Genomic DNA, 12,974 nt, shown 5'->3' on the forward strand with positions numbered 1-12,974 from the left:
GCTCCTTACTATTTATAATATCAGAAATTCGTTTAATAAGCGTCTTCGTGTACTTTTGCAACGGCTCTACCTGATGGATCGTTCATGTTTTTAAACGCTTCATCCCACTCTAGGGCTATCTTTGTACTACATGCAACACTTGGCTCTTGTGGTACACTTAAAGCTGCAGCATCACTAGGAAAATGACCTTCAAAAATAGTTCTGTAGTAGTACTCTTCCTTGTTTTGAGGTGTTTGTATTGGATAACGGAAATGTGCATTTGCCAACTGCTCATCACTTACTTCTTCTTCTACTACTTCTTTTAAAGTATCTATCCAGCTGTAACCAACACCATCACTAAATTGTTCTTTTTGTCGCCACGCCACACTTTCAGGTAACATATGCTCAAATGCCTTACGCACAACCCATTTCTCCATTCGTTCTCCGTTTATCATTTTATCTTGTGGGTTAACACGCATGGCAACATCCATAAACTCCTTATCCAAGAATGGTACGCGTCCTTCAATTCCCCAAGCGGCCAAACTCTTATTGGCTCTTAAACAATCGTACATATGTAACTTGCTTAATTTACGTACCGTTTCTTCATGAAACTCCTGTGCGTTTGGTGCTTTATGAAAGTATAAATAACCTCCAAACAACTCATCAGCACCTTCACCAGACAATACCATTTTAATTCCCATAGATTTTATAACCCTAGCCATTAAATACATTGGTGTACTCGCTCTAATTGTAGTTATATCATAAGTTTCTAATTGATAAATGACATCTTTTATGGCATCTAATCCTTCTTGGATCGTAAATTTTATCTCATGATGCACGGTGCCGATATGGTCAGCTACTTTTTGTGCTGCAGCCAAATCTGGCGAACCATCTAATCCAACTGAAAATGAGTGCAGCTGTGGCCACCATGCTTGTTCTTTATCATCTGCTTCAACACGACGTTGTGAATACTTCTTTGCTATGGCAGAGGTAACCGAAGAATCTAAACCACCTGATAATAACACACCATAAGGCACATCACTCATCAGTTGTCTGTGTACTGCATCTTCTAAGGCCTGTCTAACCTCAGCAATGCTAGTTTCATTGTCTTTTACGGCTTGGTAATCTACCCAATCGCGCTTGTACCATTGTACTAATTCCCCATCCTTACTGCTTAGGTAATGACCTGGAGGAAATAGTTCTATTTTAGTACATACACCTTCTAAGGCTTTTAGTTCTGACGCAACATAGAATGTACCGTGTTTATCCCAGCCCATATATAAAGGAATAATTCCCATATGATCACGAGCAATGAAATATTCATCTTTATCCACATCATATATCGCAAAGCCAAAGATACCATTCATATCATCTATAAAATCTACACCTTTTTCTTTATACAAAGCTAAAATAACCTCGCAATCACTTTCTGTCTGAAACTTATAATCAGGAAATTGAGTACGCAACTCTCTATGGTTGTAGATTTCGCCATTAGCAGCTAAAATGAGTTTCTTATCCTCAGTGAATAACGGTTGCTTACCTGAAGCAGGATCTACAATTGCTAAACGCTCGTGAGCTAAAATTGCTTTATCATCACTGTAAATACCACTCCAATCTGGCCCTCGATGACGAATAGATTTTGCCATTTCTAAGACTTGTGGTCTTAAGGTTTCACTTTTCTGTTTTATATCAAACGCACATACTATACCGCACATAACTTTTTTGTTTTATTATTATTTATATGACAAATATGAGTTTAAACTTTCAATTATTAAACACATAACACAATATTAGTTACATATATTAACTTTTTAATTATTTTTTATACTTATATGTAATTTTAAGTATACCAAAAGTATGAGATAAGTGTCAAAGTGTAAATTTTAATATTTCATTACGAATTAATGCCCTTTATATGCTCTAATTTTATCATCAACAAAAACAAACTTAAATATGAAGACAACAAAACTAATTACAAGCCTTGTATTTGCATTGATGATGGTATTTTCATTTAGTGCAGATGCTCAAAATTTTAGAGGTTTAGACAAAAGCCCTATGGATGCCACATCATTAGGAAGAGGTGCTAAACAACTCGCAAAAGTATATTACAGTAGACCTCAATTAAATGGTAGAACTGTTGGTAAAGACATTGCTCCTTTTGGAAAAGTATGGCGTACAGGTGCCAATGAAGCTACACAACTTATTTTGAATATCGATATGAATTTAAATGGTACTTCTTTAAAAGCAGGTACTTATTCTATTTTCACTGTACCTGGTGAAAAAGAATGGCAAGTAATGATTAGCTCTGATCTGAATAATTGGGGAGCTGGTGGTTACAATGAAGATACAATTGTAGCCAATATTACTGTTCCCGTAACAGAAGGTAAGGATTCATTGGAAGCATTCTCCATGGCTTTTGAAGCAACTGATGACGGCGCTCATTTGCATATGGGATGGGACAAGGTTAGAGTAGCCGTCCCTTTTACCAAGTAAATTCTAAACTCAATAAAAAAAGCCTTGATTTCTCAAGGCTTTTTTTATGGAATATTTAAATATTTATGTGTTTGGAGTGATACCTTCCACTTAGGATTAGCCATCACGTAATCAACAATTTGAGGCATCATTTTATCGCGCTTACTCCACTCTGGTTGAAGGTATAAAATGCAATCCTTATTTACCTTTGATGCTTGTTCCTCTGCGAATCTAAAATCATCTTTATTAAAAACTATGCATTTAAGCTCATGAGCTTTAGCATAAATCACATCCGTTGGAGGCTTCAACTTTTTAGGAGACAAACAAATCCAATCCCATTCACCAGTTAATTTATAAGCACCAGAAGTTTCAATATGGGTCTGAACTCCTTTTGCTTTTAGTTGTTCTGTTAATGGTCCCATATCCCAAGTCAGTGGTTCACCACCAGTCACTACAATTGTATCGCTGTAAGAAACTGCATTTTCTACAATTTTTTCTGTTTTCGTTGGTGGATGTAACTCGGCCAACCAGCTCTCCTTAACATCGCACCAATGGCAACCAACATCACAACCACCTATTCTAACAAAATAGGCTGCTGTACCTTTATGATAGCCTTCACCTTGAATGGTATAAAACTCCTCCATTAGAGGAAGTAAAAGACCTTTATCAATTAATTCTTGTTGTTCTCTTCGCGTCATAAGCGGCAAATATATTGATTAGTTTACAGTTTTTAGTAAATAAAGGTGACCTTATAACTGTTTACTTTGACTGCGACTGGCAACTATTATTTTGAAGCAATGACATCAATTTCAATGCTGGCACCACCAGCTAATCCTGATGCTGCAAAAGTTGTTCGTGCTGGTTTTTTTGTGAAATATTGAGTGTAAACAGAATTAAAGGCTTTAAAGTCATTGATATCCTTTAAAATTACTGTGCACTTCACAACATTATCTAGAGTTAAATTATGATGTTGCAAAACAGCTTCAATATTCTCAATCACTTGTTTTGTCTCACCTTTAATACCACCATCCACTAATTTTCCCACTGAATGATCTTTTCCTATTTGACCTGTAAGAAATAATAAATCATTGGTTTCAACTGCATCACTAAAAGGTACATTTGCTCGACTTGGCTCGTGTGATTTATGAAACTTAATTTCGTTATTATTTGAAATACAAGACCAATTAAAAATTAAAATGAAGATTATAAAAAAAGGGTATAGCGTTTTCATACCAAATTGCGTTTTATACTTGATTAAAATTACATTATTTTTATGCAAAATATGTGATCCATGACGAAATCAGACAAATTCAGAAATGACATTGCCCAAGGCAACACTTTTAAAGGTGACTATATAACTCTTGGTGCGGCAATGCTTGATGGTGAGACCATGACTAACGCTTTTGTTAATGTTCCTCTTAAAACTATGAACAGACACGGTTTAATTGCTGGAGCTACTGGTACTGGTAAGACAAAAACACTCCAGGTATTAGCTGAGAATTTATCTGAAAAAGGCGTACCTGTATTACTAATGGATATTAAAGGTGATTTAAGTGGTTTAGCAAAAGCGAGTCCTGGACATCCAAAAATTGATGAACGTCATGAAAAAATCGGCCTTCCTTTTGATCCTAAAGATTTTCCGGTAGAAGTCTTAACCTTATCTGAACAAGATGGTGTTAGGCTGAGAGCTACCATAAGTGAGTTTGGTCCAGTATTAATTTCTAGGATATTAGATGTTACCGAAACACAAGCTGGTATTATCTCAGTTATATTCAAGTATTGTGATGATAACCATTTGCCGCTTTTAGACCTTAAGGATTTCAAGAAAATATTACAATATGCAACTGGAGATGGCAAGAAAGAATTTCAAGAATCCTATGGTAGAATTTCAACCTCCTCAACAGGTGCTATTCTGAGAAAACTAATTGAAATAGAACAGCAAGGAGGCGATTTATTTTTTGGAGAAACCTCTTTTGACACACAAGATTTATTACGCGTAGACAAAAATGGTCGTGGATATATAAATATTATCAGATTAACCGATATACAAGATAAACCGAAATTGTTCTCAACTTTTATGTTGAGTTTATTGGCTGAGATTTATTCTACATTTCCAGAGCAAGGCGATAGTGGCAGACCAGAATTAATTATGTTCATTGATGAAGCGCACCTTATTTTTAACGAAGCTTCTGACGCCTTACTTAATCAGATTGAAAGCATCGTTAAACTTATAAGAAGTAAAGGTGTGGGCTTGTATTTTGTTACGCAAAACCCGACTGATGTGCCAGAAGCTGTTCTTGGCCAATTAGGACTTAAGGTACAACATGCATTACGTGCATTTACAGCAAAGGACAGAAAGGCAATTAAGCTTACTGCTCAAAATTATCCAGATACAGAGTACTACGATACTGCTGATGTATTAACTTCCTTAGGTATTGGTGAAGCTTTGGTCTCGGCTCTAGATGAGAAAGGTAAACCAACGCCACTTGCTGCGACAATGATGCGTGCACCAATGAGTAGAATGGATATTTTAACCGAATCAGAATTAGGTAGCTTGTTAGCAGCATCTAAACTTGCGAGAAAATACAATGAAGAAATTGATCGCGACAGTGCCTATGAAATGCTTAACAAGAAAATTGAGCAAGCTGAAGCTGAAGAAGCAAAACGAAAAGCTAAAGAAGAACAAGAAGCACTTAAGAAAGCAGAAAGTAAAAGGAAAGCTTCAACCTCTCGTAGACGCAACACCAGGCAAAATCCAATTGTTAAGGTTCTATCTAGTCCTACTGTAATTAGAAGCGTTCTTGGGATTCTAACCAAAATGCTTAAATAAATTCAAAACTGAGTTAACATTAAAAAATCTATGAAAAACATTTTAGTTGTTTCAACAATATGTGTATTGCTTTTAGCGAGCTGTGCAAAAGATAACACACCTGATCCATTTCTTGTCAAAAAAAGTCAAATAGGCTTGCTAACAGATTCAACACAAGTGAAAGACCTTGATGTTATATTTGCAAGTGATTCTGTTGTGAGATATGTTGCAGGTGATGAATTTACAGGTTCTGTTAACAGTATTGAAGTATTCGAAAAAGGCGGTAAAAAACTTTTAGATCTTTCACCAAGAGAAGCACTAGATTCTACTTCTGTAATTTCTAGTATTACTATATTGGACAGTAGATATAGGACTGATAAAGAAATTTCTGTATTAAGCACATTCAAAGCAATTAATGAGGCCTATAAAATTTCTAAAATTGATAAGCTCATAGATAACTCATTGGTTATTTCTGTAAATGAAATCAATGCCAAATTTTTAATTGATAAAAATGACCTTCCCACTGCTCTGAGATTTACCACCGAACAAACAGTTGACGCCATTCAAATACCGGGATCTACTAAGATTAAATATTTTATGTTGCATTGGTAAGATGAAGCAGTTAGAGAAAATACTTGGTGCTTCGATTATTTTAATGATGATACTTAGCATAATATTTTTAATTCCTTATTCTTCTGCTGTTATAACGCTATTATCTGTTTTACTTTCTGGCTTATATTTCTATTGCAGTTTTCTTCTATTGAATAACATAAGACTTAGACATGCGTTTAAGAAAACCAGCTATTCAGAATTGGGCTTCTGGAGATTATTAGGAACAATATTTACTGGTTTTGTTTTGTCACTAGTGGTGATCTATTCTCTTTTTAAATTTCAACGTTGGCCATACGGTCAACAAGGACTGACCATAAGCTTAGGTTTATTGCTTTTTGTGATTATAGTTGTATTGATAAAACTAAAATCTACAAACAATATATTTTACAAGAACTTACTTGTTAGACTTTTTATTATAGGGTTTTTTGGGGTACTATTTTTTTATACTTCAAGTGTGCAACTTTTAGAACTCCAATACAGAAATTATCCTAACTATATTGAAGCAGAAAAGCGACTTATGTTAGACCCAACAAATGACAGTCTGCAAAAGAAAGCTAACAAGGAAAGGCAAAAAATTGATTTAAATAATTAAAAATGAAAAAGTATTATATCCAAAATTCACCTTTTATTGTACCCACCGATGATGGTAAGGTTATTAAGGAACACTTTGGTTTGGCATCTGACGGTAATTCTGATATAAGTATAGCTCATATGATTGCTCCTCCTGGTTGGAGTGAACCTTTTCAAACACCAGAATTTGACGAGTATACGTTTATAATAAAAGGGAAAAAGCAGTTTATTATTGATGGTGAAGCCTTAGTTTTAGAGGCTGGACAATCTATTAAAGTTGAAAAAAATACAAGGTTGCAGTATTCCAATCCATTTACTGAACCTTGCGAATATATTGCTATTTGTCTTCCTGCTTTTTCAATTGAATCCGTAAATAGAGAACAAGGATAATGAGTAGTTTTGTAATAAAATCAATTGGTAAGGCCTTAAATGCCACAAGTTTAATTTCTTCGAAATATGCATCTAAGAAAGCCTTGAGTCTATTTGCTTCTCCTAGAAAAGGCAGATATAATGACGTGCAAAAGCAATTACTCGCTAAAGCCAATTACAAAGAACTAACTTATGACAATCTCAAAATTGCCACCTATCATTTTAAAGGCTCTAATAAAACCGTTTTGTTAGCTCACGGATGGGAAAGTAATGCATCGCGGTGGTCCTATTTATTTGATGATTTATTGAGGGAAAAGTATAATATTGTGCTTTTAGATGGACCAGCACATGGAAACTCTGGTGGCAAACAATTTAATGCCATCCTTTACTCAGAATTTATTAGGATAGTTACAGAAACTTATAAGCCAGAAGTTTTAATCGGTCATTCCGTTGGCGGTATGGCAAGTGTGTTTTGCATGCATAATCATCAACTTAATTTTGTAAATAAAATGGTGCTTTTAGGAGCACCTGCACATTTTACTGGAGTTTTTACAAGATATAAATCCATGATGGGTTACAACCATCGTATTTCAAAAGGCTTAGACAGTATTGTCTTAGAACGATTTGGTAATCCTACCGATTACTATTCGGCCGCAAATTTTACCAAAGAGATAAAAGCCAAAGGGTTAATAATACATGATAAAAAGGACAAAATAATTCCTTATGAGGATGCTTTGCTATTTGCAAATCGTTATAAAAATTCAGAACTTATCACAACCACAGGTTTTGGCCATAGTTTAAGAGATAAATCTATTACACCTAAAATTATCCGCTTTATTAATCAATAACTTTATGAAACTTAGAGGATTAATCATTGTTCTTTTTTTAAAAGTTTTTCTTGGCTGTAATTTTGTCACAAAAGTACCTAACACTGAATACACGTATCCAAACGTTGTTAGTATTGGCGCAATGAAAGACGTAATGTGGAAAGGCGAGTTAGAAGGTAAAATTAATCTTGATACTATTAAAAACAAAAATGGACTTTACGGACTAGGACCAAATGCATTTCTACAAGGTGAAATTGTTATAATTAACGGTAAAAATTATGTGTCTAAAGTAACATCTGACTCTAAAATGAGCGTTGAACAAACAGACTTAGTTGATGCACCTTTTTTTGTTTATGCTAATATTAATGAGTGGGAATCGATAGGTTTGCCTAAAACAATCAAAACCATAAAGGATATAGAACAATTTATAGATAACAAAACTAAAGATAAAAAGCGTCCTTTTGCATTTAAATTAAAAGGTACAATTGAGAATGGTAAGATACATGTACAAAATCTTCCAAACGGCACAAAGGTGTCCTCACCTCAAGAAGCACATCAAGGACAGGTCAACTATAATCTAGGAAATGAAACGGTTGAAATCATTGGCTTCTTTTCTACAGAACACCAAGGTGTTTTTACACATCATGATTCATTTCTACACATGCACCTCATCACAAAAAGTTTAAATAAAATGGGACATTTAGATGAAGTATCAATCAAAAAGATGACCTTATTTTTGCCTAAATCTTAACTAGAGTACTTTCTAACTTTATTGTACTTTTACACCATGTCAGACAACCTAACAAGATTAAACAAATACCTCAGTGAAGCAGGTTATTGCTCGCGTCGTGAAGCAGACCGTTTAATTGATGCTGGCAGAGTAACTATTAACGATGTTATTCCAGAAATGGGAACTAAAGTAGCAACTGGAGATGTTGTAAAAGTTGATGGTGAAATAATTGGAGAACGCAAAAAAAACTTTGTTTACTTAGCATTTAACAAACCGGTTGGCATTGTGTGTACCACAGACACTCGTGTTGAAAAAGACAATATCATTGACTACATTAATTACCCAAAACGAATTTTCCCCATAGGACGATTAGACAAACCTAGTGAGGGTTTAATTCTACTTACAGACGATGGCGATATTGTAAACAAAATTCTTAGAGCCAGCAACAATCATGAAAAGGAATATGTTGTAACTGTAGACAAACCTATTTCCCAAACATTTATTGAGCGTATGTCTGGAGGAATCTACATTGAAGAACTGGGAAAGCGCACTAAAAAATGTGTTGTGAAGAAAATTGATAAGTACACCTTCAGCATTATTTTAACTCAAGGTTTAAATCGCCAAATTAGACGTATGTGCGATTATTTAAATTACAATGTTAAAACGCTAAAGCGCATTAGGATTATGAATATTGTGCTAGATATGCCATTGGGAAACTACCGTGAACTAACAGAAGAGGAGTTTAAAACACTGAGCGATTTAATTAGCGATTCCAAGAAAACTTTCGATCCAAAACAACATCATCACAGAAGAAACAGACGTTAATTATATCCTAATTAACACCTTACACAAGTAGTTTTCAATTTAACTTTAAGAGAACTAATTCAATCTCTTATAATATGAAACCGCTTTTACTTTCCGTTTTACTTATTTCGTTTTTTGGTTTTTCACAGAACCAATATGTCGCATCAGACACACATCCATTTGGCTTACCAAATCCCAATGCACCAGAACAAATCAAAGACTTTGAGCCTTTAATTGGCAAATGTAATTGTAAGTCTACCTTAAGAAATCAAGATGGTACATGGGCAGAAACTCAAGATATAATTTGGGAATGGAAATATATCATGAATGGTATGGCTGTACAAGATGAAACCATTAAACCCGATGGCAACAATTCTGGAAGTATCCGCCAATTTATTGCAGACAGCAGTAAATGGTATGTGCATTATTATTCCACAAATTTCCCAACAACAACTTTACCAACGTGGGAAGGTAATAAAGTGAGTAAGGATAGTATTGTTTTATATAAACCACAAAAAGCACCCAATGGTATGGATGGAAAATATAGAATTAGCTTCTATAATATGAGTGATTTAGGATATAGCTGGATTGGTGAATGGGTTGATACAAGCGAACAAATTGTATATCCAACTTGGAAAATTGATTGTAAAAGAGATTCAGAAGACAACAATGACTTAAGTGCAATTAAGAATAATATTACCGCATTTTCAAAGGCATATATAGATGGTGATATTGGAGCCTTAACAAGTATGTACACCATTGACGGAAAAATATTCCCTAATAATCGTAAAATTCTGTCTGGTCAATCTGCACTCTCATCTTATTGGACCATTCCTGAAGGCGCCAAAATTCTACATCATAAAGTAATACCTAAAGAAATTCATATTGAAGACAATATAGCTTATGATTATGGTTATTATCAAGGCAAAACTCTAACAAATGAAAACAAGGAAGTTGCTTGGCAAGGTAAGTATGTTATCATTTGGAAAAAAGTTGGTGATGACTGGAAAATATATCTAGATATATGGAATAATGTAGCCGAGTAATTATTATTTTTAATAAATAATAATCAGTAATAGAAACATGTCAAAACTTTCGCCTTTTCATCTTGCCATACCTGTGCATAATTTAACTGAATGTAGAAATTTTTATACTAATGTTTTAAAGTTTGAAGAAGGTCGAAGCAGTGACCATTGGGTAGATTACAACTTTTTTGGTCATCAGATGGTGATTCACTATAAGCCAAAATCTGAAGATGACATTCATACTAATTCTGTAGATGGAAAGGATGTTCCTGTACCTCATTTTGGAGTAGTTTTACCTTGGGATTCGTTTGAAGAGTTTGCCGATATGCTTAAATCAAAACAGATTCAATTTATTATTGAACCTTACATACGTTTTGAAGGCCAAGTAGGTGAACAAGCGACGATGTTTTTTAAAGACCCTTCTGGTAATGCACTAGAATTTAAGGCGTTTAAAGACATGAGCCAGCTGTTCGCTAAATAATGGTTTGGGTTACGAATTACGATGCTGTTCTCTAGCCAACAAAGTATTCTTTAAAAGCATAGCAATTGTCATTGGCCCTACACCTCCTGGTACTGGCGTTATATAACTTGCTTTTTTACTCACATTTTCAAAATCTACATCACCAGTGATATAATACCCTTTCTCAGAATCATCTGGTACGCGTGTTATACCTACATCAATGATAACAGCATCATCTTTTACCATTTCTGCTTTTAAGAAGTGAGGTATTCCTAAAGCCGAAATAATAATATCTGCCTGTGATGTGATTTGTGTAATATTCTTGGTATGACTATGGGTTAATGTAACTGTAGAGTTTCCTGGAAACCCTTTACGACCCATAAGTATACTCATTGGTCTACCGACTATATGAGATCGACCTATAATTACTGTATGCTTACCATCTGTCTCAACACCATAACGATCTAAAAGTTCTAAAATTCCAAACGGAGTTGCGGGAATGAAAGTAGACATATCCAATGCCATTTTACCAAAATTCATTGGGTGAAATCCATCTACATCTTTATTTGGATTTACAGCCATTAATACCTTGCGTGTATTAATCTGTGGTGGTAATGGTAACTGAATAATGAAACCGTCTATATCATCATTGTTATTAAGTTCATCAATTTTATCTAGTAACTCAATTTCACTAGTTGTATTTGACAGTCTCACCATAGTAGACTCAAAACCTACACGTTCACAAGCTCTAACTTTACTACCTACATAAGTTAAACTTGCGCCATCGTTACCTACAATAACTGCAGCCAAATGAGGTACCTTTTCACCATTAGCCTTCATTTTATCCACTTCGGCCTTTATTTCATCCTTTATCTCTTTACTGGTCTTTCTACCGTCTAAAATTGTCATACTAATGGTTTAAAATTTATCTCTTTTCTATTTATCTTGGCATGTTTTTCATCATCTGCATCATGCGTTTTCCACCTCCACCTTGCATCATTTTCATCATTTTACTCATTTGAGTAAACTGCTTCAATAATTGATTAACTTCTTGAACAGTTGTACCAGATCCTTTAGCTACACGTTTTTTTCTGCTTGAATTAAGCACTGATGGGTTTGAACGTTCTGCTGGTGTCATAGAATGTATAATTGCCTCAATTCCTTTAAAGGCATCATCATCAATATCCACATCTTTCATCATTTTACCAGCTCCAGGAATCATTCCGACAAGGTCCTTCATATTACCCATCTTTTTGATTTGCTGGATTTGCTTCAAGAAATCATCAAAACCGAACTGATTTTTGGCAATCTTCTTTTGTAATTTTCTAGCTTCTTCTTCATCAAACTGTTCCTGAGCTCTTTCAACAAGTGAAACTACATCACCCATACCAAGGATACGATCTGCCATACGTGAAGGATAGAACACATCGATTGCTTCCATCTTCTCACCTGTACCAATAAACTTAATTGGTTTATTAACTACAGATTTAATCGAAATGGCAGCACCACCTCTTGTGTCACCATCTAATTTAGTAAGGATAACACCATCAAAATTTAAAATATCATTGAAAGCCTTCGCTGTATTTACAGCATCCTGACCTGTCATAGAGTCTACAACAAATAAGGTTTCTTGTGGTTGAATGGCTTTATGAATATTAGAGATTTCAGTCATCATCGCCTCATCAACAGCTAAACGACCTGCAGTATCAATAATAACGACATTATGCCCATTGGCTTTTGCATGAGCAATACCAGCTTGAGAAATAGCAACAGGATCATTATTGCCTCTATCACTATAAACCTCAACACCTATCTGATCACCTACAACATGTAACTGATCTATCGCTGCAGGACGATAAACATCACATGCAACTAATAATGGTTTTTTAGTTTTTTTATTCTTGAGATAGCTAGCTAGCTTACCAGAAAATGTTGTTTTACCAGAACCTTGTAAACCAGACATTAAAATTACACTTGGATTACCAGAAAGGTTAATACCTTCTGCATCACCACCCATTAATTCGGTTAATTCGTCTTTTACGATTTTAACCATTAATTGTCCTGGTTGCAATGAAGTTAATACATTTTGACCAAGAGCTTTTTCTTTTACTCTATTGGTAAATTGTTTGGCAATCTTAAAGTTAACATCGGCATCTAAAAGCGCACGTCTTACTTCTTTTAGGGTCTCAGCAACATTAATCTCCGTAATACTTCCGTGACCTTTAAGAACATGTAACGCTTTATCTAACTTTTCACTTAAGTTATTAAACATAATCTTTATCTCTTTTTGAAGTTGCAAATTTAAGAATTTACAAGA

General features: G+C 34.6%; 15 protein-coding genes. 10 read left to right on the top strand and 5 right to left on the bottom strand.

The window, feature by feature from the left end; translation table 11 throughout:
• Nucleotides 1-32: 32 nt before the first annotated feature.
• Nucleotides 33-1,694 (bottom strand): asparagine synthase B, encoded by a 1,662-nt coding sequence (asnB, locus tag ACFWV9_RS14355; protein WP_411895927.1) that lies wholly within the window; start codon nucleotides 1,692-1,694, stop codon nucleotides 33-35.
• Between the two features lie 238 nt (nucleotides 1,695-1,932).
• On the opposite strand from asnB, the gene ACFWV9_RS14360 reads away from it, so the two are divergent.
• Nucleotides 1,933-2,472, top strand: coding sequence for a DUF2911 domain-containing protein (locus ACFWV9_RS14360; RefSeq protein ID WP_411895928.1), 540 nt, complete (start codon nucleotides 1,933-1,935; stop codon nucleotides 2,470-2,472).
• 44 nt (nucleotides 2,473-2,516) lie between these two features.
• Here ACFWV9_RS14360 and ACFWV9_RS14365 read toward each other — a convergent pair whose 3' ends face one another.
• Complete coding sequence (locus ACFWV9_RS14365) at nucleotides 2,517-3,149, bottom strand: 7-carboxy-7-deazaguanine synthase QueE (RefSeq protein WP_411895929.1); 633 nt, start codon at nucleotides 3,147-3,149, stop codon at nucleotides 2,517-2,519.
• An 86-nt stretch (nucleotides 3,150-3,235) separates the two neighbouring features.
• Entirely contained in the window at nucleotides 3,236-3,682 is a 447-nt protein-coding gene (locus tag ACFWV9_RS14370; protein WP_411895930.1) for a RidA family protein, read from the bottom strand.
• 60 nt (nucleotides 3,683-3,742) lie between these two features.
• On the opposite strand from ACFWV9_RS14370, the gene ACFWV9_RS14375 reads away from it, so the two are divergent.
• The 9 genes from ACFWV9_RS14375 (at nucleotide 3,743) to ACFWV9_RS14415 (ending at nucleotide 10,678) form a co-directional block, all read left to right on the top strand.
• Nucleotides 3,743-5,281: a helicase HerA-like domain-containing protein gene (locus ACFWV9_RS14375; RefSeq protein WP_411895931.1), complete on the top strand. Its 1,539-nt coding sequence runs from the start codon at nucleotides 3,743-3,745 to the stop codon at nucleotides 5,279-5,281.
• A 30-nt stretch (nucleotides 5,282-5,311) separates the two neighbouring features.
• Nucleotides 5,312-5,872, top strand: coding sequence for a hypothetical protein (locus tag ACFWV9_RS14380; protein ID WP_411895932.1), 561 nt, complete (start codon nucleotides 5,312-5,314; stop codon nucleotides 5,870-5,872).
• Between the two features lies 1 nt (nucleotide 5,873).
• Entirely contained in the window at nucleotides 5,874-6,464 is a 591-nt protein-coding gene (locus tag ACFWV9_RS14385) for a hypothetical protein (RefSeq protein WP_411895933.1), read from the top strand.
• A 2-nt stretch (nucleotides 6,465-6,466) separates the two neighbouring features.
• Nucleotides 6,467-6,832: a cupin domain-containing protein gene (locus tag ACFWV9_RS14390; RefSeq protein WP_411895934.1), complete on the top strand. Its 366-nt coding sequence runs from the start codon at nucleotides 6,467-6,469 to the stop codon at nucleotides 6,830-6,832.
• A complete protein-coding gene (locus ACFWV9_RS14395; protein ID WP_411895935.1) occupies nucleotides 6,832-7,659 on the top strand; it encodes an alpha/beta hydrolase in 828 nt (275 codons plus the stop codon). Before ACFWV9_RS14390 ends, ACFWV9_RS14395 begins: the two co-directional genes overlap by 1 nt.
• A 4-nt stretch (nucleotides 7,660-7,663) precedes the next feature.
• Nucleotides 7,664-8,389, top strand: a complete 726-nt coding sequence (locus ACFWV9_RS14400) for an acetolactate decarboxylase (RefSeq protein WP_411895936.1) — start codon at nucleotides 7,664-7,666, stop codon at nucleotides 8,387-8,389.
• Nucleotides 8,390-8,425: 36 nt separating this feature from the next.
• Complete coding sequence (gene rluF, locus ACFWV9_RS14405; protein ID WP_411895937.1) at nucleotides 8,426-9,193, top strand: 23S rRNA pseudouridine(2604) synthase RluF; 768 nt, start codon at nucleotides 8,426-8,428, stop codon at nucleotides 9,191-9,193.
• A gap of 74 nt (nucleotides 9,194-9,267) precedes the next feature.
• A complete protein-coding gene (locus ACFWV9_RS14410; protein ID WP_411895938.1) occupies nucleotides 9,268-10,218 on the top strand; it encodes a YybH family protein in 951 nt (316 codons plus the stop codon).
• A 37-nt stretch (nucleotides 10,219-10,255) separates the two neighbouring features.
• Nucleotides 10,256-10,678, top strand: coding sequence for a VOC family protein (locus ACFWV9_RS14415; RefSeq protein ID WP_411895939.1), 423 nt, complete (start codon nucleotides 10,256-10,258; stop codon nucleotides 10,676-10,678).
• Between the two features lie 9 nt (nucleotides 10,679-10,687).
• On the opposite strand, the gene ACFWV9_RS14420 is transcribed toward ACFWV9_RS14415, so the two are convergent.
• Nucleotides 10,688-11,566, bottom strand: coding sequence for a bifunctional 5,10-methylenetetrahydrofolate dehydrogenase/5,10-methenyltetrahydrofolate cyclohydrolase (locus ACFWV9_RS14420; protein WP_411895940.1), 879 nt, complete (start codon nucleotides 11,564-11,566; stop codon nucleotides 10,688-10,690).
• A gap of 31 nt (nucleotides 11,567-11,597) precedes the next feature.
• Nucleotides 11,598-12,929 carry a signal recognition particle protein gene (ffh, locus tag ACFWV9_RS14425; protein ID WP_411895941.1) on the bottom strand — a complete coding sequence of 444 codons (1,332 nt, stop codon included), beginning with the start codon at nucleotides 12,927-12,929 and terminating at the stop codon, nucleotides 11,598-11,600.
• Nucleotides 12,930-12,974 lie beyond the last annotated feature (45 nt).

This window comes from Winogradskyella sp. A2 (genome assembly GCF_046762865.1).
GTDB lineage: Bacteria > Bacteroidota > Bacteroidia > Flavobacteriales > Flavobacteriaceae > Winogradskyella.

Excerpts from the sequence above, each read along its gene's own strand:
- asnB (WP_411895927.1), bottom strand. The coding sequence starts at position 1,694 with ATGTGCGGTATAGTATGTGCGTTTGATATAAAACAGAAAAGTGAAACC.
- ACFWV9_RS14360 (WP_411895928.1), top strand. The coding sequence starts at position 1,933 with ATGAAGACAACAAAACTAATTACAAGCCTTGTATTTGCATTGATGATG.
- ACFWV9_RS14365 (WP_411895929.1), bottom strand. The coding sequence starts at position 3,149 with ATGACGCGAAGAGAACAACAAGAATTAATTGATAAAGGTCTTTTACTT.
- ACFWV9_RS14370 (WP_411895930.1), bottom strand. The coding sequence starts at position 3,682 with ATGAAAACGCTATACCCTTTTTTTATAATCTTCATTTTAATTTTTAAT.
- ACFWV9_RS14375 (WP_411895931.1), top strand. The coding sequence starts at position 3,743 with ATGACGAAATCAGACAAATTCAGAAATGACATTGCCCAAGGCAACACT.
- ACFWV9_RS14380 (WP_411895932.1), top strand. The coding sequence starts at position 5,312 with ATGAAAAACATTTTAGTTGTTTCAACAATATGTGTATTGCTTTTAGCG.
- ACFWV9_RS14385 (WP_411895933.1), top strand. The coding sequence starts at position 5,874 with ATGAAGCAGTTAGAGAAAATACTTGGTGCTTCGATTATTTTAATGATG.
- ACFWV9_RS14390 (WP_411895934.1), top strand. The coding sequence starts at position 6,467 with ATGAAAAAGTATTATATCCAAAATTCACCTTTTATTGTACCCACCGAT.
- ACFWV9_RS14395 (WP_411895935.1), top strand. The coding sequence starts at position 6,832 with ATGAGTAGTTTTGTAATAAAATCAATTGGTAAGGCCTTAAATGCCACA.
- ACFWV9_RS14400 (WP_411895936.1), top strand. The coding sequence starts at position 7,664 with ATGAAACTTAGAGGATTAATCATTGTTCTTTTTTTAAAAGTTTTTCTT.
- rluF (WP_411895937.1), top strand. The coding sequence starts at position 8,426 with ATGTCAGACAACCTAACAAGATTAAACAAATACCTCAGTGAAGCAGGT.
- ACFWV9_RS14410 (WP_411895938.1), top strand. The coding sequence starts at position 9,268 with ATGAAACCGCTTTTACTTTCCGTTTTACTTATTTCGTTTTTTGGTTTT.
- ACFWV9_RS14415 (WP_411895939.1), top strand. The coding sequence starts at position 10,256 with ATGTCAAAACTTTCGCCTTTTCATCTTGCCATACCTGTGCATAATTTA.
- ACFWV9_RS14420 (WP_411895940.1), bottom strand. The coding sequence starts at position 11,566 with ATGACAATTTTAGACGGTAGAAAGACCAGTAAAGAGATAAAGGATGAA.
- ffh (WP_411895941.1), bottom strand. The coding sequence starts at position 12,929 with ATGTTTAATAACTTAAGTGAAAAGTTAGATAAAGCGTTACATGTTCTT.